Consider the following 23,684-nt stretch of genomic DNA (forward strand, 5'->3'; position numbering starts at 1 on the left):
TGAAAAAAGCTTGCCCTATGTGAATAGAGCAAGCTTTTATTCTTTTATCGCTTACCGGATACCTGTCAGAGCAGAATAACCGTTACACTGCGTGCACCGTGTGCACCCATAACAAGTGCCTGTTCGATATCGGCCGTCTTCGACGGACCTGAAATGAATACGCCATATCCATATTCACCGGTATCGATGCGCTTGTAAGCCTCGTGCATGTTGTTTACCAGATTCTTCCGGTCGAGCAGGATAACCAGTGCTTCCGAAATGAAATATACGGCACGCTGTTCAACATCTTGCTGCAACCACACGGCACCATTCTCACAAACACCTATGCGTCCGTCGACAATGGCAAGATCTGTTCCGTCGAGATCTCCCGATTTCTCCACATCGTCGGGATGAAAGGTTCCGCAGGTAACGGACTGTATGCCGTCTTCCGTCTTCACTTCACGTACAACCGAAGCTATACGGCGGGCATCGGGATAAGCTTTCTTTATTGCTTCGTTTACATCTTCTCCTTTCTGCAATACAACAGCCTGCCCTCCAACTACTTTCATGATGTTGCAGAACTGTGCGACTTTATCTTCATAAGTCAGTGCTTCATGCTCCAAATCAGACAAGTCCGGCTTCTCATAGCGCATTCTTGTATTGCGGCGTATGCTTTGTAATATATCTTCTCTGCTACTCATACTCATTTCACTTTATTCTTTTTCCACATTTCGTTGAAGCTCTCCTTGGCAAACTTCGGTATTTCACGTTCTTTTCCCCAGTCGTCCAAGTCATTGTATACCACACCGCGAGGCAAAGAATTGACAATCGGCGCATTCTTCAACGCAAAATTAAACAGAGCCGGACGCGACATGAGGAATTTCATGCCACCCGACATGAGCTTCTTCGACGAACTGGCTACGCCCAATGTATGCAATCTCTGACGCCAGTCATAAATCTGGTCTGCCAGATCGACTTTTGCCGGACATACATTCTGGCACGAATGACACAACGAGCATGCCGAAACATTATCATAGTAATGCAACGGTGCTTTCAGCATTCCCAGATTGATGCCGATAGGTCCCGGAATAAAATAAGTGTATGAGTAACCTCCCGAACGACGATAAACGGGACAAGTGTTCATGCAGGCTCCGCAACGCAAGCAGTTCAGCGTCTTGACATGATGCTGATCGGCCAGAATACGGCTGCGTCCGTTATCTACGATAATGATATGCAATTCTCCGCCTTTGCGCGGTTTGCGATAATGTGAGGTATAAGTGGTGATAGGTTGTCCGGTTCCCGAACGGGCAAGCAGACGGGTAAATACTCCCAAGGCATCGCGGTCGGGCACAATCTTTTCCATTCCGAACGCTGTTATCTGAAGTTTTGGCTGGGAAGTTCCCATATCAGCGTTACCTTCGTTGGTACATACCACACATTCTCCTGTAGAAGCTACGGCAAAGTTGGCTCCCGTCATGGCGGCTTCGGCTTCGATAAACTTCCGGCGCAAGTTCTTGCGGGCTGCATGAGTCAGATACGTCTGGTCATTATTGCCGGGCTCTGTTCCCATTTCACGAACGAACAATTCTCCGATTTCTTCTTTCTTTACATGGATGGCAGGCAGGACAATGTGGCTCGGACGCTTGTGCATCAGTTGCAGAATACGCTCTCCCAAGTCGCTTTCCACCACTTCGATACCTTTCTTTTCCAGAAATTCATTCAGTCCGCACTCTTCTGCCAGCATCGACTTACTCTTGATGAAATGCTTTACCTGATGCCCCTGTAAGATATTGTATACAATGGAACAATATTCATCGGCATCTTTTGCCCAATAGACACAGGCACCGTTTGCCAAAGCATTCTTTTCAAATTCCTGAAGCAACTGGTCCAGATGACTGTTGCTGTACATCTTTATGGCACACGCCATATCACGCAAGTGTTCCCATTCGGGCACCTGTTTGCTCATTTTATCACGTTTGGCACGAACCATCCACAATGTTTCATCGTGCCATGCTGCCAGTTCCTGATTCTCCAGAAATTTTCCGGCAGCCTTTGCATGTTTCGTACTCATAATCCAGCAGCTAATATTTGAACGATATGAATGGTCTTGATAGGAAGCTTTTCACGCTCTATGATTCCTCGCTGGTGCATCAGGCATGAACTGTCGGCTCCTACGATATATTCGGCTCCGGTCGCCATATGACGCTTAACCTTGTCACGCCCCATCTGGCCGGAAACATCGTGCTCTTCTACCGCAAACATTCCTCCGAAGCCACAGCATTCGTCCGGACGCTCAGGCTCTACGATTTCTATACCCTTTACCAGCGACAGCAGATCGCGCAGCTTATTATAATAAGGAATATTCAACTCACTGGGAGAAGAAAGTTTCATCAGACGCACTCCGTGACAACTGTTCTGAATACTGACCTTGTGAGGGAATGAAGCCTGAAGGGAGGTTGGCTTTACTACATCGTGAATAAACTCACAGATGTCATATATCTTACCTTCACTGGCACAACGATGTTTCTCCTCCGCCAGCAGATTGCCGTAATGGTCGCGCACAAATACCACGCAACTGGCCGAAGGACCAACTATATAATCATAACTCTCGAATAATTTGTCGAATCGCTTTGCTAATTCTTTCGATTCATTTTCGAACCCTGCATTCGCCATAGGCTGTCCGCAACAGGTCTGGTCTAACGGATAGTCTACATCTACACCCAAACTTTTCAGAAGCTTATAAGAGGCAACTCCTACTTCGGGATAGACAGCATTGATATAGCAGGGAATAAATAATCCTACTTTCATCATTTTACCTATTTTGTTTCTGCACAAACAAAGGTATGGCTTATTGATGAATTAACAAAAAAAGAAAAATGAAAAAAAAGTCAGAAATTTATACTTACCGGCAAAATCGAACAAATAATGCAGGTATTACTGGCATTTGTTTACAAAATAGACACCACAAAGCGCGAGCCCCCCGCGAATCACTTCGCAGGGGGCACCCAACTAATAACTAACTTTTTACTTGTGGTTTACGTAATTTCATATGACTAACACTGCAAAGATACGGGTGTCTGCCCGTCCCTGCAATACCTAAATGTAGGTATTTTAGAAACATTCCAGATAAGGAAGCATGTTACAGTTTCATTTTTACCTCGCTCAGTTCGACCAATTTATTTACGATGGCATAAATGGTAAGTCCGGCTGCCGAATGAATCTGCAGCTTGCGGGTAATGTTGCGCCGGTGGGTAATGACGGTATGTACCGAAATAAACAGTTTTTCTGCAATCTCCTTATTGGTCATGCCTCGTACCACGCAGCCAATAATTTCTTTTTCTCGCTGGCTCAGAGTATCCAGATCAGCATCTTCCTCTTCGGAAAGATTCATAAGTACGGAAATCTTCTTTCCGAGCGATTCCGTATCGTCGAAAAGATTTATGCTGTCATCGTAACCTTTCAGTTGGTTGGCATCGACAAACGTACAAAGCAAAGACACGATTTTGGTTTCCGGATGCTGATAATGTTTCTTAAAGGCATCGACATCGAACCAGCCCTCAAACTGAGGATTAACGATCAATATATTAGGAATATGTGCCTCCATACAATGCTGAAGCCCTCCCTTCGAGGTGACCTCTATGGTCTGTATGTTCATGTCGGGCAAACGCTTGAGAACGGCAACCAACCCGCTTCGCACAATAACCGAAGTTTCGGCCACAGCTACTAAAATCAATTCCTGCGATTTCATTTCTCCCCCTTTTCCAGTTCCATAATGGCAGGGACAAACAAGTAATCTTCTACCCGGTTATGCGATGCCAGATCTTCTTCACAACTAAAAATATCGAATAATGTTGCATTCAGCAACTGATTATCGCCATTGGCCGGATAGTACTTGATGATAATATTTTTCAATTCGGTCAGTTTGGCATTTACTTGATCGTGGTGACGTGCAAATACACCTATATTATATTGTGTAGAGCGCTCACCGTTCAACAAGCCACGTACATAAGTGAAAACCTTTTCGTTCTCATACTCCATGTGCTTTCTTACCTCGCCCACATAATCGTCGAAAAACTGAAGTATCAGAAAGGATACCTCGTTATGGGAAGAAAAGTCGATGGCTTTTATCAGTTTCCTGCGAATAGTAGGCAACTGGAAATCCAGGAAATAGGAATGAGCACGTTGCAGATAATCCATCAAAGCCGGCACAGAAAGCCCGGTTATATGGTCTTGCATGCGGTTACTCTCTTCGGTAAGAAAGTTCACTACGGCAAGGAAGGTAGTACAATCGACTCCGTTCATGCTGCATACTTCCTGTACTGACTTGTCACCGAAGCCCAATGGTACGCCAAAACGGCTCAAGACCTGCAGCAAAGCGTAGTTCTCACAAATCAGATCACTCATTTTATCGGTCGGTTTATATATTTTGGTTCCACCCATAGCAAAAATAGAATTCATATTATTTTCGTTTACAAAGTAAGATAATTCATACAGGGTATACAATCCCTATTTTTAGGTATTTAGGCAAACAGTTATTCGTCCTGTCATTCTACCCAAAGCAACATTACGCGACGTGTATTTTCCGTTACCCGAAAGCGATTGTCAGTCCGTTCATTAACCAACCATACAATATCGTTTCCCGAACATACCACACATTGGTTGTCTTTTTCGAATAAGGTGAATTTACGGTCACGCAGGTAATCACGTACTTTTTTGAAGCCGTTCATGCCAAAGGGAATAAACTTATCTCCCGACTGCCATCGGCGTAATGTCAAAGGTTCTACCAATTTATCAGCATCCAGGCAGGCAATCTTCGGGTCACGGGAAACTTTAAATCCGGTTTCTATCTCACGAACTTCGTGATGCAATATCTTATGCGAAACATCTGGCAACGACTCACGTTTTTTTAAAAGCAGACAGTCACGGTCGCGCAACAGCACATAGTTCTCAGAATAAAAAAGGCGTCCTGACTCAGCCTCCAGACTTCTGTATATATCCTTCAACTGAGCTGCATTGAATCCATACGGGTGAAAAAGCTCAAACAGTACAGCAAGAGGAGATACTTCCTTTACAATCCGGGGAATACTGAACCGCCCCTCCTCCTCTGTAACCCGGGCACAAGCAACCTTCATCGCTTCACGATATACGGCTTCCACATCAGATAATCGGCGTGCTGTCTCGGCTATCGACTCACAAACTGACGGATTGATTTCCCTCAACATAGGAATTACATTTAACCGGAGCTTGTTTCGTGTATATTCATCTTGCAGGTTCGTACTATCGGTCACGTAATCCTGATGAAGATTCTTCAGGAACTCCAGTATTTCCTCACGGCTGACATCCAGTAACGGACGGACGATTACCCCATTAATAGCGGTAATACCCTTCAAACCATTAATTCCCGTTCCTCTGACCAGATTCAACAGAAATGTTTCTACACTGTCATCACGATGATGAGCTACTGCTATCACCTTTGCTCCAACCTCGGTACGTACTTGCTCAAACCATGCATATCTCAACTCACGAGCTGCCATTTCTATAGATATTCCTTTCTGTGAGGCATATCCGGTTGTATCAAAATGTACGACCTGCAACGGAACATGCAGATTGCTGCATAATGTCCGTACAAAATTCTCATCACGGTCCGACTCTTCACCCCGAAGATGAAAATTACAATGTGCTGCAACACATGTATACCCTTCCAGCAGTAATACACGCAATAAAGCGACGGAATCTGCTCCACCACTCAAGGCAACCAATATCTTATCATCAGGAGCAAACAAACGTTTCTCGCTGATACTCTGATTAATTTTCTGTCTAAACATATCACAAAGGTAAAAAATGTTCTGCAAATGTGCCGGACAATCCTTAGAAAGATACAAAATTCATCTGTAAAATATCAAAATGTTTATCAAAGGCCAATTTCTTTATCCTTCCCAAAAAGGAGATTTTACCAAAGAATTCTTCTCCAGCCTTATTACATTCCCGCTAAAAAAGGCAGATCAGAGATTTCGTCAATTTCTTTTTTTCTCCGCAATTATCACAGATTATAACCTATAAAAACTAAATTGATTACAATTCGTAATAATAAAAACTCATAATCAAACAAATTATAAGCAAAGTCGTTTAAGAACATATTTTTTGTTTACTCTCATCACGCTTTACTTTGTTTTTCGAAAGCATATTTGTATTTTTGCAATCACACCGAAACAACTAAACAAGCATATCAATAAAAATTGAAAGCAAATGAGAGAAAAAGGTTACATTTTATCAGATGAAAACAAAGATTTACCGCAATATCGGCATGGTCTTTACAGCCCGGATAACGAGCACGATGCCTGCGGTGTAGGTATGATAGTCAACCTACATGGCACAAAATCACACGATTTAATTGACTCCGCCCTCAGAGTGCTGGAAAACATGAAGCACCGTGGAGCAGAAGGCGCCGACAGCAAAACCGGCGACGGTGCAGGTATTATGATACAAATACCCCATGAGTTCATTCTTCTGCAAGGAATCCCTGTTCCCGAAAAAGGGAAATATGGTACCGGACTGGTATTTATGCCCAAAGACAAAGAAGCGCAGCATGCCATAATGAGCATTATGATAGAAGAAATAGAGCGAGAAGGCATGACGCTAATGCATGTAAGAAGTGTTCCTGTGAACTCGAATGTGCTTGGAAAAGACGCACTGGCTACAGAACCAGATGTGAAACAGATATTTATTACAGCTGAAGCTGACGAACAGAATCTCGAAAAGAAACTATATATAATAAGGAAAAAGATAGAGAACAGAGTCGAGCATAAAGACTTTTATATAGTTTCTCTCTCAAGTCGGAATATGGTGTACAAAGGTATGCTTACATCTACCCAGTTGAGAGAGTATTATGCCGACCTTACACAACCTTACTTTACCAGCGCACTTGCTTTGGTACACTCACGTTTCAGTACCAATACGTTCCCGACGTGGAGCCTTGCACAGCCGTTCCGAATGATGGCTCACAATGGTGAAATCAACACCATACGAGGTAACCGCGCATGGATGGAGGCAAGAGAAAGCGTATTGTCATCAAAAGAGCTGGGTGATATTTCTCAGATACGCCCGATCATACAACCAGGAATGAGTGATAGTGCATCAATGGACAATGTCCTGGAATTTTTTGTCATGTCGGGCTTGAGCCTGCCGCATGCACTGGCCATGATGGTTCCTGAATCTACCAATGAAAAGAACCCGATCAGTCCGGCACTGAAGGCTTTCTATGAATACCATTCTATCCTGATGGAACCATGGGACGGACCGGCGGCCTTGTTATTCAGCGACGGACGTTACGCAGGAGGTATGCTCGACCGTAACGGATTGCGCCCGGCACGCTGGCTGGTTACAAAGAGCGGTACCATGGTTGTTGCAAGTGAAACTGGTACAATCAGCTTCAATCCGGATGAAATAGAAGCTAAAGGCAGATTACAACCCGGTAAGATTTTGCTGGTTGACACGCAGGAAGGCAAGATATATTACGATAACGAAGTAAAGGAAAACTTGGCTTCGGCACTTCCCTACACAGAATGGCTTTCTGCCAACCGCATTGAACTCGACACACTTCGCAGTGGTCGTAAGGTTGAAAATGCAGTAAAAAATGCAGGACGCCGCCTGCGTATATTCGGATTTACCCGTGAAGATGTGGAACGGACCCTGACTCCGATGTGTAAGACCGGAGCAGAACCGACTGCCTCAATGGGTAACGATACCCCGCTTGCCGTCTTGTCGGAAAAGCCTCAACTGCTATTCAACTATTTCAGACAGCAGTTTGCTCAGGTTACTAACCCGGCCATCGACCCGATTCGTGAGGAACTGGTAATGTCACTTACCGAATATATCGGTGCTGTGGGGAAAAATATTCTGACCCCAGACCCTATGCATTGCAAAATGGTACGCTTGCCACATCCTATACTGACCAACACGCAACTCGACATTCTGTGCAATATCAGATATAAGGGATTCAGTACTGTCAAACTGAAAATGATATTCGATATCAAAGAAGGTGAAGAAGGCTTGCGTTCTGCCATCGAAGACTTATGCAAGAAAGCAGAAGAAGCTGTCGATGCGGGAGCTAATTACATTGTACTTTCCGACCGTGACATCGATGCGACCCATGCACCTGTTCCTTCCCTGCTTGCCGTAAGTGCTGTACACCATCACCTGATTTCGGTACAAAAACGTGTACAAACGGCATTGATAGTAGAGAGCGGTGAAGCACGTGAAGTAATGCATGCTGCATTGTTGTTAGGATATGGTGCCAGTGCCATCTGCCCGTACATGGCATTTGCCGTAATAGACGAATTGGTAAAGAAAGGCGATGTCCAACTGGACTACAACACAGCCGAAAAAAACTATATCAAAGCATTGTGCAAAGGCCTCTATAAAGTAATGAGCAAAATGGGTATCAGTACCATCCGTTCATATCGCGGAGCCAAACTTTTTGAAGCTGTAGGACTGAACGCCGAAACGATGAAACGGTATTTCGGTACCGAAATTTCTACCATCGGCGGTGCCGGACTGAAAGACATAGCCAACGACTATCTGAAATTTCATCAGTCGGGAGCCTGCATCAGCGATGATGAAGCAGCTTCCATGCTCGATCATATCGGATTGTTCTCCTTCCGCAAAGATGGAGAAAAGCATGCGTGGAATCCGGAAACCATCAGTTTACTGCAACTGGCCACACGTACAGGAAGCTATAAGAAGTTCAAGGAATTCACACAAAAGGCAAACGAAAAAGCATCACCCATGTTCTTGCGCGACTTTTTCCGCTTCCGCAATAATCCCATAGACATCAACACCGTAGAACCTGTGGAAAGCATCGTCAAGCACTTTGTAACCGGTGCCATGTCATTCGGCGCCATCAGCAAAGAAGCTCACGAAGCCATGGCACTTGCCATGAACAAACTCGGTGCACGCAGCAACACGGGTGAAGGAGGTGAAGACAGTGAACGATTCAAAGCTGTTTATCATTCCGACAGCGACAACGAAGATATCAGCCTTTGCAGTAAGACCAAACAGATTGCTTCGGGACGTTTCGGCGTAACAACCGAGTACCTGGTCAATGCTGAAGAAATACAGATTAAAGTGGCACAAGGAGCAAAACCGGGTGAAGGTGGTCAGTTGCCGGGCTTTAAGGTAGACGAAGTCATCGCACGTACCCGCCACTCTATTCCGGGCATTTCGCTGATTTCTCCTCCACCTCATCACGATATCTACAGTATCGAAGACTTGGCTCAGCTTATCTTCGACCTGAAGAATGTCAATCCGCGAGCAGCCATCAGCGTAAAGCTGGTAGCAGAAAGCGGTGTAGGAACAATCGCTGCCGGCGTAGCAAAAGCCAAGGCTGATCTGATTGTAATATCAGGAGCCGAAGGAGGAACCGGAGCATCACCGGCATCTTCGATGAGATACGCAGGTATTCCGCCTGAAATCGGCTTGAGCGAAACCCAACAGACACTGGTACTCAACGGACTGCGCGGACAGGTTCGCCTGCAAACAGACGGTCAGTTGAAGACAGGTCGTGACATCATCAGCATGGCATTGCTGGGAGCAGATGAATATGCTTTCGGAACAGCCGCACTGATTGTTTTAGGATGTGTAATGATGCGTAAATGCCATACCAACTTATGTCCGGTAGGTGTTGCTACACAAGATGAAAGATTGCGCGAACATTTCCGCGGACATTACAAATACCTGATCAATTACTTTGAATTCCTGGCTCAGGAAGTACGAGAATATCTGGCTGCCATGGGATTCACCCGCCTGCAAGACATTATCGGCAGAACCGACCTTATTGAGATAGCTCCACATGATAATACAGGAAAAATAGGTGGATTGGACTTCAGCCGTATTCTACATCAGGTAGACAATGGAGCAGACATCCACTACACAATGAATCGTCCGCTCGACCTTTCGGAAGTAAAGGATAAATCAATCATCGCTGCAGCACATGAAGCGTTGGACAACAAGCGCCCGGTGGAACTGGAATATACCATCTCGAACACAGACCGTTCTGTAGGAGCTATGCTTGCGGGAGAAGTGGCAACCCGATACGGACACGAAGGATTGCCCGACGGAACTATCAGCGTCAAGTTCAAAGGCTCGGCAGGTCAGAGCTTCGGTGCCTTCCTTACTCCGGGAATCAGCTTCCGTCTGGAGGGCGAAGCAAACGATTATGTCGCAAAAGGACTGAGTGGCGGACGAATAGCTGTTCTCCCCCCGATGGGTTCCTGCTTCGATGCTTCCAAGAATACAATCGCCGGAAATACACTGATGTATGGTGCAACCAGCGGTGAAGTCTACATCAACGGATGTGTGGGTGAACGTTTTGCCGTAAGAAATTCGGGAGCAATCGCTGTAGTAGAAGGTGTAGGCGACCATTGTTGCGAATACATGACAGGAGGACGAGTTGTTGTTTTAGGACATACCGGACGTAACTTTGCTGCCGGAATGAGCGGCGGTATCGCTTACGTATGGGATCGTGAACGTACATTCGATTATTTCTGTAACATGGAAATGGTAGAACTTAGTCTGCTGGAAGACTCTGCCGCACGCAAAGAACTGCGTGAACTGATAGAACGGCACTGGAAATATACCGGTTCAAAGCTGGCACGTACGCTGCTCGACAACTGGCAGCAACACGTAGACGAGTTCATTCAAGTTACTCCAATCGAATATAAACGTGTACTGGCAGAAGAACAGATGAAGAAACTCCAGCAGAAAATAGCTGAAGTGCAGAGAGATTACTAAAACATCGAACAACTAATAAAATTATTGTTATGGGAGATCCTAAAGCATTTCTAAATATACCCCGGCAAGAGGCTGGCTATCGTCCTATCCACGAACGCATAGCCGATTTTGGAGAAGTGGAACAAACACTGAATACCAGCGAACGTAAACTGCAAGCATCCCGATGTATGGATTGCGGCGTGCCCTTCTGTCACTGGGCATGCCCGCTGGGCAACCGTCCTCCTGAATTTCAGGATGCACTAAGTAAAGGTAAATGGCAGGAAGCCTACGAGATATTAACACGGACAAATGACTTCCCCGAATTTACGGGAAGAGTATGTCCGGCACTCTGCGAGAAGTCGTGTGTACTGAAACTAAGCATCGACTCTCCGGTCACAATCCGAGAAGATGAAGCTGCCATCATCGAGACAGCCTTCCGCGAAGGTTATGTCACGACCAAACATTACGCGAGAAATGGACATAAAGTTGCCGTCATCGGTTCAGGACCTGCCGGGCTGGCTGCTGCCAATCAGCTAAACCGGAGAGGATACGAAGTTACGGTTTTCGAGAAATCCGAATACATAGGTGGACTGTTACGCTTCGGTATTCCTAACTTCAAACTACACAAGCCGATTATCGACCGCCGCTTGAAAATCATGGAAGACGAAGGTATCTGCTTCAAGACTAATGCAGAAATCGATCTGGCGCCCTTGCCCGAAGGATTCGATGCTTACGCCATCTGTACCGGAACACCGGAAGCCCGCAACCTGAACATACCGGGACGCGAACTGAAAGGCATACATTTCGCTATGGAAATGCTGGCACAGCAGAACAGAGTACTGGCCGGACAGACATTCAGCGACGAAGAACGCATCACTGCAAAAGGCAAGAAAGTACTTGTCATCGGCGGTGGAGATACGGGAAGCGACTGTATCGGAACAGCCAATCGTCAGGGAGCCGTCAGCGTATGCCAGATAGAAATCATGCCCAAGCCGCCTGTTGGTCATAATCCGGCAACACCGTGGCCGCAGTGGCCTATCGTCCTGAAGACCAGCTCGAGCCACGAAGAAGGATGTACACGCCGATGGAGTCTGACTTCGAACCGCTTCTTAGGAACCGAAGACGGACGTGTATGCGGTGTGGAAGTAGAGGAAGTAGAATGGATTCCGGCAGCCGACGGCGGACGCCCTCAAATGCGTCCTACCGGAAAGAAGGAAATCATTGAAGCCGACCTCGTCTTGCTTGCCATGGGATTCTTGAAACCCCAACTGCCAGAGCTTCCGGAAAACGCCGTCGTTGCAGGCGACGCTGCTACCGGACCAAGTCTTGTAGTAAAATGTATTGCGGCAGGACGCCGGGCGGCAGCCGACATTGATGCCATGCTGCAGAAGAGTCATCGTTGAATTTATAAAAAACAAAAATACTATGTGTGGAATAGCCTGCATTTTCAATATCAAAAAACAAACGCCGGAGCTAAGGCAGAAAGCCTTGGCAATGGCAAAAAAGATACGTCATCGCGGCCCGGACTGGAGTGGCATTTACTGCGGTGGAAGTGCCATACTGGCACACGAACGTCTTTCCATTGTAGATCCTCAGTCGGGAGGCCAGCCTCTTTACTCCAGCGACGGGAAAAAAGTGCTTGCCGTAAATGGTGAAATTTACAATCATCGTGACATCCGTGCACAGTATGCCGGCCGGTACGACTTCAAGACAGGCAGCGACTGCGAAGTAATTCTGGCACTTTATCAGGAGAAAGGCATTCACTTTCTGGAAGACCTGAGCGGTATTTTCGCTTTCGCTCTTTACGACGAAGAACGCGACGAGTTCCTGATAGCCCGCGACCCGATAGGCGTTATACCTTTATATATAGGTCGTGATGCAGACGGAACTGTATATTGCGCCAGTGAACTGAAGGCCCTGGAAGGATTCTGTGAGGAATACGAACCTTTCCTGCCCGGACACTACTACTGGAGCCGTGAAGGAAAAATGAAACGCTGGTACAAACGCGACTGGATGGAATACGATGCCGTAAAAGACCGTTACACGTCATTGCCCGAAGCCGAAGCATATACTGCTCAGGTAAACGACGTGCGTACAGCCCTCGAAGCTGCCGTACGCCGCCAGTTGATGAGTGATGTGCCTTACGGTGTCCTGTTGTCCGGAGGTCTGGACTCTTCGGTTATCTCTGCCATTGCAAAGATTTATGCCGACAAGCGTATCGAAGCCGACGGAAAAGCACCTGCATGGTGGCCTCAGTTGCACTCGTTCGCTGTAGGACTGAAGGGAGCGCCCGATCTGGAAAAGGCCCGTATCGTTGCCGAACATATCGGAACCGTGCATCACGAAATCAACTATACCATCCAGGAAGGTCTGGATGCCATACGCGACGTAATCTATTACATCGAGACCTACGACGTAACAACAGTCCGTGCCTCTACCCCGATGTACCTGCTGGCACGCGTCATCAAGTCGATGGGTATCAAGATGGTGCTCAGCGGAGAAGGTGCCGACGAAGTATTCGGAGGTTATCTTTACTTCCACAAAGCTCCTACACCGGAGGCTTTCCACGAAGAAACTGTCCGCAAGCTTTCCAAACTCTATTTGTACGACTGCCTGCGCGCCAACAAGTCGCTTGCCGCATGGGGCGTAGAAGGACGTGTTCCGTTCCTCGACAAAGAGTTTCTGGATGTAGCCATGCGCCTGAACCCGGCAGTAAAGATGTGCCCGGGACACACCATCGAAAAACGTGTCGTACGCGACGCCTTTGCATCTCTCCTGCCGGAAAGCATAGCATGGCGCCAGAAAGAACAGTTCTCCGATGGAGTTGGCTACTCATGGATAGACACCCTGAAGGAAATTACAGCCGCAGCCGTCAGCGACGAGGAAATGAAGCACGCAGCAGAACGATTCCCGATCAACCCGCCCCAGAACAAGGAAGAATATTACTACCGCAGCATTTTCGAAGAACATTTCCCCAGCGACTCGGCTGCCCGTAGCGTACCAAGTGTACCAAGTGTGGCATGTTCTACGGCAGAAGCACTGGCATGGGATGCAAGTTTCAAGAACTTAAACGACCCAAGCGGCCGTGCCGTAGCCGGAATACACGAGGCTGCATACTAGACTTTTTAAATAAAAACAAAATGAAAATTAAATTTACAAAGATGCACGGCGCAGGCAATGACTACATTTACGTCAATACACTGCGTTATCCAATAGACGAACCGGAAAAGTTGTCCATCGAATGGAGCCGTCCCCATACAGGTATCGGCTCCGACGGACTGGTACTTATCTGCCCTTCCACTCAAGCCGACTTTAAGATGCGCATATTCAATGCCGACGGCTCGGAAGCACGCATGTGCGGCAATGCCAGCCGTTGCATCGGAAAATACTTATACGAAGAAGGGATGACCGACAAGACGGATATACGGCTCGAAACATTATCGGGCATCAAGATCTTGCATCTGCACGTCGGCGACAAGAATACGGTAGAAACAGTCACCGTAGACATGGGCATACCTTCAGACATCCATGAAGTAACCTTGGGAGAAGGTTATGCATTCGAAAAGGGTATTGCCGTATCAATGGGCAACCCTCATCTGGTTATTTTTGTCGATGACATCAATCAAATCAAACTCGAAGAAGTGGGACCTGTACTGGAACGTCATCCGTTGTTCCCCGACCGCGTGAATGTGGAATTTGCCCAGATTCTGTCGGATAACAAAGTCCGCATGAGAGTATGGGAACGCGGTTCGGGCATTACCATGGCTTGTGGCACGGGTGCCTGCGCCACGGCTGTTGCTTCGGCATTTACCAACCGGTGCGGAAGAAAGAGCTCCATCGTAATGGACGGAGGAACTCTCGACATCGAATGGGCTGCCGACAACCATATCTACATGACCGGTCCGGCAACCAAGGTTTTCGACGGTGAAATTAACATATAATCATAAGACATAATATATGGCATTAGTAAACGAACATTTTCTCAAATTACCGGGAAGTTACTTATTCTCGGACATAGCAAAAAAAGTAAACGCATTTAAAATTACACACCCCGGAAAGAAACTGATCCGACTGGGCATAGGCGATGTAACCCGCCCTCTTCCTGCCGTAAGCATCGAAGCCATGCATCGTGCGGTAGACGAAATGGCAGATGCCAAGACATTCCACGGATATGGTCCCGAACAAGGTTACGATTTTCTGATAGAGGCAATCATCAAGCATGATTTTGCACCACGAGGTATCAGCCTCAGCCCTTCCGAAGTATTCATCAGCGACGGAGCCAAGAGTGATACCGGAAACATCGGCGAACTGCTCCGCTGGGACAACAGTATGGGAATCACCGATCCGGTTTATCCTGTGTATGTAGACAGCAACATCATGTGCGGACGCTCGGGTACACTGGACGAGAATGGAAAATGGAGCAACGTGACTTATTTCCCATGCACCGAAGAAAACAACTTCATCCCCGAACTACCCAAGCACAGAGTCGACCTGATCTATCTGTGTTATCCTAATAACCCGACAGGTACTACCCTTACGCACGACCAACTGAAGAAGTGGGTAGACTATGCGCTTGCCAATGATACACTGATTATCTTCGACGCCGCATACGAGGCTTTCATCCAAGAACCCGACGTCCCCCACTCTATCTACGAGATCCGAGGCGCCAAGAAAGTAGCTATCGAAATCCGCAGTTTCTCGAAAACGGCCGGATTTACCGGCGTTCGTTGCGGATACACTGTCATCCCGAAAGAAGTGACAGCAGCCAGCCTCGACGGACAACGTATTCCACTGAATCCGTTATGGAACCGCCGCCAATGTACCAAATTCAACGGAACAAGCTATATCACCCAGCGCGGTGCGGAAGCAATCTATACGCCCGACGGACAGAAACAAATAAAAGAAACCATCAATTATTACATGGAAAATGCCCGCATCATGCGCGAAAGCCTGAAGAAAGTCGGCCTCAGCGTATATGGAGGTGTAAATGCTCCGTACATCTGGCTGAAAGTGCCGGAAGGTACAACCTCATGGAAGTTCTTCGACCAGTTGTTATACGAAGTCAACATCGTAAGTACTCCGGGAGTGGGCTTCGGTCCCAGCGGTGAAGGCTATCTGCGACTCACGGCATTCGGCGAACGCGAAGACTGTCTGGAAGCCATGCAGCGCATCCAAAACTGGATTTAAAAGAACACAAGCAATATACAATATCTGAAAGAAGCCGTTGTTACTTCCTGCTGCATGCAGGGTAACAACGGCTTTCGTTTTTTATCCGTGGAAACGTTTCGGCAAAGACATGCCGGCATCTTCCGGAAAACGTCGAGACGTTTCAAAATCTTTTGTACAAATTTTCTAAGTTTTTGTACAAAAAATAAAAGGACTTTCGGCAGGTCTTTCTTTTCTCTTCACGACAACAAATAATATTGTCTGCATACAAATTTCAATTCAATAAGTCACCTAAAATCATTTTTGACCGACATTACGGTCAGACTTCCGGCGTTTTTTCAATACAAAAAGATTCATTATTTATGCACGCGGTAACAATTTGAAATACAAATAAAGTAATATGATTACAATCAAGAAGAAATTAACCACATAAACTTATAATATGAAACAAATATAAATTAGTGAGAAACAATTAACCGCTTAGGCTTTACTATAAAATCAAAAAGACATAATTTTGCAATACAGAAAAACAAAAAGAAACTAAATAAGAGATTTAAATAAATCAATAGTATTTATATGAAGAAAATACTTTCATATAGGCACATATAAAAACTATTTTAAGACGAAAAGCAATGAAAAGGGAAATACAACTAAAGAGAACGCAGACCTGTATCAAAGCTACATGGTAACAGCAAACTTATTTCAGGAATGTTTTAAAGAAAGTCAACGGGTATAGTTTTCTTAAGGACAAAAAGACAGGATAACATTTATAACACTACAAAATACAAATACAAGAATTATGAAAAAAATTGAAGCCATTATCCGCAGAACACGGTTCGAAGATGTCAAAGAAGCCCTGCTGGCAGCCGACATCGAGTGGTTTTCTTACTACGACGTAAGAGGAGTAGGAAAAACTCGTGAAGGCCGTATCTATCGAGGAATCGTATACGATACCAGTTCGATAGAAAGAATACTTATATCAATCGTTGTGCGCGACAAGAATGTGGAGAAAACAATTCAGGCTGTCATGAAAGCAGCCCGAACAGGTGAGATTGGAGATGGCCGCATTTTCGTCATTCCGGTGGAAGATTCCATCCGTATCCGTACAGGAGAAAGAGGCGACATCTCACTTTACAACGCAGAACAGGAAAAATAACAATACAATATACAACTAAACAAGAAGAACTATGGATACAAACATGATACTCGACACAGGAAACACAGCGTGGATGATTGTAGCCACGCTACTTGTACTGCTAATGACAATTCCAGGTATCGCCCTGTTTTACGGAGGACTGGTACGGCAGAAAAACGTACTGAGCATCATCATGCAGTGTATGCTTATTGTTTGTGCGGTGACCGTTATCTGGATTGCTTTCGGCTACAGTTTCGTTTTCGGAACCAGCCTGATGGACAGCGGTAGCACGTGGTCGTTCCTGATAGGCGGATTCGACAAAGTCCTGCTGAGGGGAATTACAACTTCCAGCCTTTCTGCCGGCAACATTCCGGAACTGATTTTCGTCTTATTCCAGTGTATGTTTGCCATCATTACTCCAGCTTTGATTCTGGGAGCGTTTGCCGAACGACTAAAATTCTCCGGCTTCCTGATATTTACCGTATTGTGGAGCATATTGGTTTATATTCCTATGGCACACTGGGTATGGGGAGGAGGATTCCTCCAGCAGATGGGTGCGATAGACTTTGCAGGAGGAACCGTAGTACACATCAATGCAGGTATTTCGGCTCTCGTAATGGCTATTATGGCAGGAAAGAGAAGTGATTATAAAATCGGTCATCCTATTACTCCACACAACATCACATTTGTATTTCTGGGTACAGCTTTCTTGTGGCTGGGATGGTTCGGATTCAATGCCGGAAGCGGCTTGCAGGCCGACGGAATAGCAGCCAATGCTTTTCTGGTGACTCATCTGGCTACCTGCGTAGCAGCACTGACATGGATGGCAATCGACTGGATCCATAACAAGAAACCTACGACTGTAGGTGCATGTACAGGCGCTGTTTCAGGTCTGGTAGCCATAACTCCGGCTGCAGGAACGGTAGATATTTTCGGAGCCTTCTGCATCGGACTGATTACTCCGATCATCTGCTTCTACATGGTAGCCGTCATCAAGCCGAAATTCAAATACGACGATACGCTGGATGCATTCGGAGTTCATGGCATAGGCGGCATCGTAGGTTCTATCCTGACAGGTGTATTCGCTACACAGTTCATCTCCGGCGAAGGTGGTGTAAAGGGAGCTTTATATGGCGACTGGCATCAGTTGGGTGTACAGATTCTGGCAACCGTCATATCCATCGTATTCAGTGCCGTGATGACTTACATCCTATTCAAGATAACAGACAGGCTGGTCGGCATCCGTGTTGACAAGCGAGTAGAAGAAGAAGGTCTGGATATCTACGAACATGGAGAATCAGCATACAATCATTAAAAAAACATATCAAACATCTTATTAAATAATCAATCAAAATCAAGGTATTATGTCAAAGTTAAGATTTAGAGTGGTAGAAAAAGCTTTTCAGACAAAACCCTTAGAAGTGCCTGTTCCGGCAGAGCGCCCGAGCGAATATTTCGCCAAGTACGTATTCAACCGTGAAAAAATGTTCAAGTATCTTCCTACACCAGTGTACAGCAAACTGGTAGATGCTATGGACAATGGAGTTGCACTCGACCGTGAAATAGCCGATAAAGTAGCAGAAGGCATGAAACGATGGGCTATGGAATTAGGAGCAACACATTATACTCACTGGTTCCAGCCGCTGACAGAAGGAACAGCCGAAAAGCACGATGCTTTTGTTGAGCACGATGGCAAGGGCGGTATGATGGAAGAGTTTTCAGGAAAACTGCTCGTACAGCAGGAACCGGATGCATCTTCATTCCCTAACGGAGGTATCCGAAATACTTTCGAAGCCCGTGGTTACAGTGCATGGGACCCGTCTTCTCCAGTATTTGTTGTAGACGACACATTGTGCATCCCGACCATATTCATCGCTTACACCGGAGAATCGCTCGACTACAAGACTCCATTACTGAAGGCTTTGCGTGCCGTCAACAAAGCAGCCGTCGACGTTTGTCATTACTTTAATCCGGATGTCAAGAAAGTTGTTGCTTATCTGGGATGGGAACAGGAATATTTTCTGGTAGACGAAGGCCTTTATGCAGCACGCCCCGACCTGCTTCTTACCGGACGTACCCTGATGGGACACGAAGCATCGAAGAACCAGCAGTTGGAAGATCATTACTTTGGTGCCATTCCTACTCGTGTAGCAGCCTTCATGAAGGATTTGGAAATTCAGGCTCTGGAGCTTGGCATTCCGGTAAAGACAAGACATAATGAAGTAGCTCCTAACCAGTTTGAGCTTGCTCCTATCTTCGAAGAATGTAATCTGGCAGTAGACCACAATATGCTCATCATGTCGCTGATGAGAAAAGTTGCACGTACTCATGGTTTCCGTGTCCTGCTTCATGAAAAACCTTTCAAGGGAGTCAACGGCTCGGGCAAGCACAACAACTGGTCACTGGGTACAGATACCGGCATCTTGCTGATGGCTCCGGGAAAAACAGCAGAAGAAAACCTGCGCTTCATTACCTTCGTGGTAAATACCTTGATGGCAGTATATCGTCATAACGGACTGCTTAAAGCGTCTATCATGAGCGCAACCAATGCACACCGTCTGGGTGCCAACGAAGCACCTCCCGCAATTATCTCTTCTTTCCTGGGAAGACAGTTGAGCAAGGTACTCGACCACATGGAAGACAGTTCTACAGACGAACTGATTTCATTGGGCGGCAAACATGGTATGAAACTCGACATTCCGCAGATTCCGGAACTGCTGATCGATAATACAGACCGTAACCGTACCTCTCCTTTCGCCTTCACCGGAAACAGATTTGAGTTCCGTGCCGTTGGTTCGGAAGCCAACTGTGCCAGCGCCATGATCGCACTGAATACCGCAGTTGCCGAACAGCTTGTCGAATTCAAGAAAGACGTAGACGAACTGATGGAGAAAGGCGAGCCGAAAGTATCTGCTATTATTCAGGTAATCCGCAAATACATCAAGTTGTCTAAACCTATCCGCTTCGACGGAAACGGTTATAGCGATGAATGGAAGGAAGAAGCTGCCCGCCGCGGACTGGATTGCGAAACCAGTTGCCCGCTTATCTTCGACCGTTATCTTACTCCGGAAAGCATCAAGATGTTTGAATCGACCGGAGTCATGACTCAGAAAGAACTAGAAGCGCGTAACGAGGTAAAATGGGAAACTTACACCAAAAAGATTCAGATAGAGGCACGTGTCTTGGGAGATTTGGTCATGAACCATATTGTACCTATCGCTACCGACTATCAGACAAAACTGCTGGATAATGTATATAAGATGAAAGGACTTTTCCCTGCCGAAGAAGCCGATCACCTGTCATCAGAAAATCTGGCTATCATCCGGAAGATTTCAGAACATACTATCTACATCAAAGAACATGTAGATGCAATGGTTGAAGCCCGCAAGGTTGCCAACAAGATTACGGACGAACGTGAAAAAGCAATTGCTTATCACGACAATATTTCTCCGATGCTGGAACAGATTCGTTACCACATCGACAAGCTGGAGTTGATTGTTGACGACCAGATGTGGACACTTCCTAAATATAGAGAGCTGTTATTCATAAGATAAAAATAACCAAAAGACAAACTCTAATTTTTTTTATTGGATGTTTGATGGGAGTCGGGCTGTTGGGAAAACAGCTCGGCTTTATCATTTTTTTAAAGCGTCGCAAAAAGACATCTGCGACTGATCATGGTTATCTCCATAAAACTGAAGCAAATCAGCTTTGGGAACTACAAGTTTTGTTCCTCTATCCTTACCTTCTCCCCGATGAAGAAAGCAAAAATAGAGGAATTTCTGATGAGAACTTATTACAAATAATAAAGTTACATTTTCCACAGTGCAAGAACTCTGAGAGCAGTCGAATCAATAATCCTCTTCCTGTTTCAACAAACTTTAGCAATTTCTGCCATTATTTTCCGTCAGGGAATGGAATAACTTCGCCGGTAGCTTTCAACGACGGTCTTTGTGCATCCCTTTCTCTTAAATAATCAGACAGTTCGGCAGCCAGCTCTTTCACCTTGTCCGGCATAGCCTGTGCCAGGTCATGCTGTTCGCCTATATCCTCCTTTACATTATAAAGCCGGAGCTGACGTGTTTCCCATGTATAAATAAGATGATAATCTCCTTTCATTATAGCCGAATAGGCACCGTATCCTTCTTCCAAATTCTGCGATTCCCCCCACAAGTTTGGGAAATGCCATACCAGTACACGGTCTTTTCTCTTCTCCGGATTCATAAGCACATCGGTAAAGCTGACGCCGTCTACCACCTGATGAGTTTTATATTTCTTCACTCCTGCCATCTCGAGTATCGTAGGATAAAAGTCTTCAATAATAACCCGCTGGTCACATTCCGTATCGGGCTTGGTCACTCCCGGCCAGTAAACCATCATCGGCTCCCGAACTCCTCCCATAAATGCAGAACCTTTTCCTCCACGGGCCGGATAGTTCTGGTCGCGATTGGCAACTCCCTGACGCACGTTACTTAAACCTTGTCCTCCATTATCCGACATGAAAAGCAGAATCGTATTTTTGGCAACCTCCGGATTTCTCTGCAGATAATCGAGAATATCTCCCAAACTTTTATCCATTCCTTCTACCAAAGCGGCATACTTGGCTTCATTCTCATTCAATCCGGTCTTCAGTTGTTCATCGTATTTTCCCCGATACTTGTCGCTGAAGCGTTTGTCATCATCGTAAGGTGTATGAACGGCATAGTGCGACATATACAAATAAAAAGGCTTGTTCATCTTTACAGCCTTTTCCATTTCTGTCAATGCCTCCCGCGTCAACGCTTCTGTTATAAAGATGTCCTGTCCGTAATACTTTTCCAGTCCCTGTACGGCAAAGCGGGAACCTTCGCCAAAGTTCTTTGTTCCCAGATAACTTCCCGGAGCACCGTTTGCCCCGCCTGCTATATTTACATCGAATCCCATGTTTATCGGATTTGCTCCCGGCGTAGTTCTTGCACCAAAATGAGCCTTTCCACAATGAATGGTCCAATAACCATTTTCCCTAAGAATTTGCGGAAGTGAAGTAATAGCCGTAGAATTGTTTATCTTGCCTTCTGTAGAATCGGGCTGAATGCCATTATAATTCCATTCAGGAAGAGTTATCATGTCACTGGGTTCGTCGGTCTTTTCATTTAATTCCAGTGTCCAGTTCGTCACTCTGTGCCTTGAAGCATTCATACCAGACATCAGACTGCACCGCGTAGGAGAAGAAACAGCACAAGCATATGCTTCGGTAAAGCGAACTCCCATCTGCGCCATCCGCTCCATGTTAGGCGTAACAAATCGTTTGTTAAGCGGTGTCAGTTCATCATTATAAAAAGGAACAGACGTATCTTGCCAGCCCATATCATCGACCAGAAACATAATAATATTAGGATGAGCTGTCGTTTGTGACCACACAGATACAGAAGCTATAGCACTGCATGCGACTAATGAGGCAATGTGTTTTTGCATAAGGATAACATTTTATAATTAATTCTTTTAAAGACAAAAGTAAGTATTATAAAATAAAAAGCATACAGACCATCAGTTTTTTAAATATTCTTATAAACTTAATCTTCACTTATCAATACAAACTCTTTACCACCACCATCGGATTGCAGCTACATCCGCAAAGATATTGCTGATACAAAGTCAGGTTCGGAAGCAAACGGACATAAAATAATCCGATAAGGTTTATCCCCTTACCGGATTTGTTTCTATCTTTTTAATATAAGCCAGAGCTGCTCCTATAGCTGTCTGATATTCTGCATTATCAGGAATGATAAAACGGACATCGTACATTTGTCCAATCGTATCGAAAACCGGACGGCACTGAGGCAATTGAGTTAGATTTCCGATCAGAACAAAATTACGAATTTCTGTTTCCAGAGCAGACAAAACGGCCGCCTGACCAATAGATTGCAATACCATGTGTATTAAGCCTAATGCCAAATCTTCGGGTGAGGCATTGTTATCCAGCTTCCCTAACAAGGATGCTGTTGCATCCAACGGAAGTCCGGGCAGTGACGTGCGACAAATATCCTGTATCTGCAAATCCACATTTTTCAGTTCACCTCTTCCTGCCAGCTCTGATACCCATAATATATCTTGTGTATGGAGCAGCAAACGAGACAAGCCTATCAGCGTTCCTCCTCCGATGCCAATTCCCCCCACGTGGCGGATTGTTTCATTCTCAACCCGGACAAACGAAGTTCCGGTTCCCATACTTACAACCATCAACTTATCCAATCCGGTAGCATATTGTGCACTGAGTCCATTCGCAATAAATTCATCTGTGCGGGCTGTAGGCAAACCATACAAAGGTTGTTGTATATATGAGCTGCCAACTCCCGTTAACATGACCTGCTCCACATCCGAAAGCTGAATAGAATGATCGTATATATATTTTCCAAAAGCGCCAAACAGCGAAGTAACAGGATCTGCTGCGGTTACAAACATCGGATGACAAATACATCCTTTCTCCATTCCTACAATTTTAGTGGTACTTCCACCTACATCTATTCCTATAATCATACCATCAAATTCATGTTATCTAAATATGGGTGCAAGTCTACAAACTTTTTTTCGTGAAAGAAAATATCCCAGACTTATTTTTACTAAAGATTCAATTGAATTTATACAGAATAAGCCTTCT

The 23,684-nt window shown here is 45.6% G+C and carries 16 protein-coding genes; 8 read left to right on the forward strand and 8 right to left on the reverse strand.

All coding sequences use genetic code 11. The features are described 5' to 3' along the window. Positions 1-65: 65 nt before the first annotated feature. The 6 genes from WKT12_RS07175 to tilS form a co-directional block, all read right to left on the reverse strand. Complete coding sequence (locus WKT12_RS07175; RefSeq protein ID WP_021970601.1) at positions 66-680, reverse strand: LutC/YkgG family protein; 615 nt, start codon at positions 678-680, stop codon at positions 66-68. 2 nt (positions 681-682) lie between these two features. Continuing rightward, complete coding sequence (locus WKT12_RS07180) at positions 683-2,050, reverse strand: lactate utilization protein B (RefSeq protein WP_340319259.1); 1,368 nt, start codon at positions 2,048-2,050, stop codon at positions 683-685. Continuing rightward, entirely contained in the window at positions 2,047-2,787 is a 741-nt protein-coding gene (locus tag WKT12_RS07185; RefSeq protein WP_021970603.1) for a (Fe-S)-binding protein, read from the reverse strand. The genes WKT12_RS07180 and WKT12_RS07185 overlap by 4 nt, the downstream gene beginning before the upstream one ends. Before the next feature lie 331 nt (positions 2,788-3,118). Then, positions 3,119-3,727 carry a response regulator transcription factor gene (locus WKT12_RS07190; protein ID WP_340319260.1) on the reverse strand — a complete coding sequence of 203 codons (609 nt, stop codon included), beginning with the start codon at positions 3,725-3,727 and terminating at the stop codon, positions 3,119-3,121. Further along, on the reverse strand, positions 3,724-4,419 hold the full coding sequence (locus WKT12_RS07195) for a hemerythrin domain-containing protein (RefSeq protein ID WP_418585819.1): 696 nt from the start codon (positions 4,417-4,419) through the stop codon (positions 3,724-3,726). Before WKT12_RS07195 ends, WKT12_RS07190 begins: the two co-directional genes overlap by 4 nt. Positions 4,420-4,523: 104 nt before the next feature. Next, the gene (gene tilS / locus WKT12_RS07200; protein ID WP_340319261.1) at positions 4,524-5,804 is read right to left on the reverse strand and encodes a tRNA lysidine(34) synthetase TilS; all 1,281 of its coding nucleotides are present in this window, start codon (positions 5,802-5,804) and stop codon (positions 4,524-4,526) included. Positions 5,805-6,225: 421 nt separating this feature from the next. Here tilS and gltB point away from each other — a divergent pair, with 421 nt between their 5' ends. The 8 genes from gltB (at position 6,226) to WKT12_RS07240 (ending at position 20,601) form a co-directional block, all read left to right on the forward strand. Then, positions 6,226-10,767, forward strand: coding sequence for a glutamate synthase large subunit (gene gltB, locus WKT12_RS07205; protein WP_340319262.1), 4,542 nt, complete (start codon positions 6,226-6,228; stop codon positions 10,765-10,767). Positions 10,768-10,796: 29 nt separating this feature from the next. Continuing rightward, the gene (locus tag WKT12_RS07210) at positions 10,797-12,149 is read left to right on the forward strand and encodes a glutamate synthase subunit beta (RefSeq protein ID WP_340319263.1); all 1,353 of its coding nucleotides are present in this window, start codon (positions 10,797-10,799) and stop codon (positions 12,147-12,149) included. 22 nt (positions 12,150-12,171) lie between these two features. Then, the gene (asnB, locus tag WKT12_RS07215; protein ID WP_340319264.1) at positions 12,172-13,866 is read left to right on the forward strand and encodes an asparagine synthase B; all 1,695 of its coding nucleotides are present in this window, start codon (positions 12,172-12,174) and stop codon (positions 13,864-13,866) included. A 20-nt stretch (positions 13,867-13,886) separates the two neighbouring features. Beyond that, positions 13,887-14,687 carry a diaminopimelate epimerase gene (dapF, locus tag WKT12_RS07220; RefSeq protein WP_021970610.1) on the forward strand — a complete coding sequence of 267 codons (801 nt, stop codon included), beginning with the start codon at positions 13,887-13,889 and terminating at the stop codon, positions 14,685-14,687. Positions 14,688-14,703: 16 nt separating this feature from the next. After that, positions 14,704-15,933 (forward strand): LL-diaminopimelate aminotransferase, encoded by a 1,230-nt coding sequence (locus WKT12_RS07225; protein WP_021970611.1) that lies wholly within the window; start codon positions 14,704-14,706, stop codon positions 15,931-15,933. Between the two features lie 778 nt (positions 15,934-16,711). Next, positions 16,712-17,068, forward strand: a complete 357-nt coding sequence (locus WKT12_RS07230) for a P-II family nitrogen regulator (protein WP_021970612.1) — start codon at positions 16,712-16,714, stop codon at positions 17,066-17,068. Positions 17,069-17,099: 31 nt separating this feature from the next. Next, positions 17,100-18,362 carry an ammonium transporter gene (locus WKT12_RS07235; RefSeq protein WP_340319265.1) on the forward strand — a complete coding sequence of 421 codons (1,263 nt, stop codon included), beginning with the start codon at positions 17,100-17,102 and terminating at the stop codon, positions 18,360-18,362. 49 nt (positions 18,363-18,411) lie between these two features. Further along, the gene (locus WKT12_RS07240; RefSeq protein WP_021970614.1) at positions 18,412-20,601 is read left to right on the forward strand and encodes a glutamine synthetase III family protein; all 2,190 of its coding nucleotides are present in this window, start codon (positions 18,412-18,414) and stop codon (positions 20,599-20,601) included. Between the two features lie 343 nt (positions 20,602-20,944). Here the strand turns inward: WKT12_RS07240 and WKT12_RS07245 are convergent, their stop codons facing one another. Both WKT12_RS07245 and coaW read right to left on the reverse strand, forming a co-directional pair. Beyond that, positions 20,945-22,501 (reverse strand): sulfatase, encoded by a 1,557-nt coding sequence (locus tag WKT12_RS07245; protein ID WP_340319266.1) that lies wholly within the window; start codon positions 22,499-22,501, stop codon positions 20,945-20,947. A gap of 222 nt (positions 22,502-22,723) precedes the next feature. Then, positions 22,724-23,563 carry a type II pantothenate kinase gene (coaW, locus tag WKT12_RS07250; protein ID WP_021970616.1) on the reverse strand — a complete coding sequence of 280 codons (840 nt, stop codon included), beginning with the start codon at positions 23,561-23,563 and terminating at the stop codon, positions 22,724-22,726. Positions 23,564-23,684 lie beyond the last annotated feature (121 nt).

Source organism: Phocaeicola sp. HCN-6420 (genome assembly GCF_037890145.1).
Lineage (GTDB): Bacteria > Bacteroidota > Bacteroidia > Bacteroidales > Bacteroidaceae > Phocaeicola.

What these genes read in the sequence shown, in the direction of transcription:
- WKT12_RS07175 (WP_021970601.1), bottom strand. Translation starts at nt 680, where the DNA reads ATGAGTAGCAGAGAAGATATATTACAAAGCATACGCCGCAATACAAGA.
- WKT12_RS07180 (WP_340319259.1), bottom strand. Translation starts at nt 2,050, where the DNA reads ATGAGTACGAAACATGCAAAGGCTGCCGGAAAATTTCTGGAGAATCAG.
- WKT12_RS07185 (WP_021970603.1), bottom strand. Translation starts at nt 2,787, where the DNA reads ATGAAAGTAGGATTATTTATTCCCTGCTATATCAATGCTGTCTATCCC.
- WKT12_RS07190 (WP_340319260.1), bottom strand. Translation starts at nt 3,727, where the DNA reads ATGAAATCGCAGGAATTGATTTTAGTAGCTGTGGCCGAAACTTCGGTT.
- WKT12_RS07195 (WP_418585819.1), bottom strand. Translation starts at nt 4,419, where the DNA reads ATGGGTGGAACCAAAATATATAAACCGACCGATAAAATGAGTGATCTG.
- tilS (WP_340319261.1), bottom strand. Translation starts at nt 5,804, where the DNA reads ATGTTTAGACAGAAAATTAATCAGAGTATCAGCGAGAAACGTTTGTTT.
- gltB (WP_340319262.1), top strand. Translation starts at nt 6,226, where the DNA reads ATGAGAGAAAAAGGTTACATTTTATCAGATGAAAACAAAGATTTACCG.
- WKT12_RS07210 (WP_340319263.1), top strand. Translation starts at nt 10,797, where the DNA reads ATGGGAGATCCTAAAGCATTTCTAAATATACCCCGGCAAGAGGCTGGC.
- asnB (WP_340319264.1), top strand. Translation starts at nt 12,172, where the DNA reads ATGTGTGGAATAGCCTGCATTTTCAATATCAAAAAACAAACGCCGGAG.
- dapF (WP_021970610.1), top strand. Translation starts at nt 13,887, where the DNA reads ATGAAAATTAAATTTACAAAGATGCACGGCGCAGGCAATGACTACATT.
- WKT12_RS07225 (WP_021970611.1), top strand. Translation starts at nt 14,704, where the DNA reads ATGGCATTAGTAAACGAACATTTTCTCAAATTACCGGGAAGTTACTTA.
- WKT12_RS07230 (WP_021970612.1), top strand. Translation starts at nt 16,712, where the DNA reads ATGAAAAAAATTGAAGCCATTATCCGCAGAACACGGTTCGAAGATGTC.
- WKT12_RS07235 (WP_340319265.1), top strand. Translation starts at nt 17,100, where the DNA reads ATGGATACAAACATGATACTCGACACAGGAAACACAGCGTGGATGATT.
- WKT12_RS07240 (WP_021970614.1), top strand. Translation starts at nt 18,412, where the DNA reads ATGTCAAAGTTAAGATTTAGAGTGGTAGAAAAAGCTTTTCAGACAAAA.
- WKT12_RS07245 (WP_340319266.1), bottom strand. Translation starts at nt 22,501, where the DNA reads ATGCAAAAACACATTGCCTCATTAGTCGCATGCAGTGCTATAGCTTCT.
- coaW (WP_021970616.1), bottom strand. Translation starts at nt 23,563, where the DNA reads ATGATTATAGGAATAGATGTAGGTGGAAGTACCACTAAAATTGTAGGA.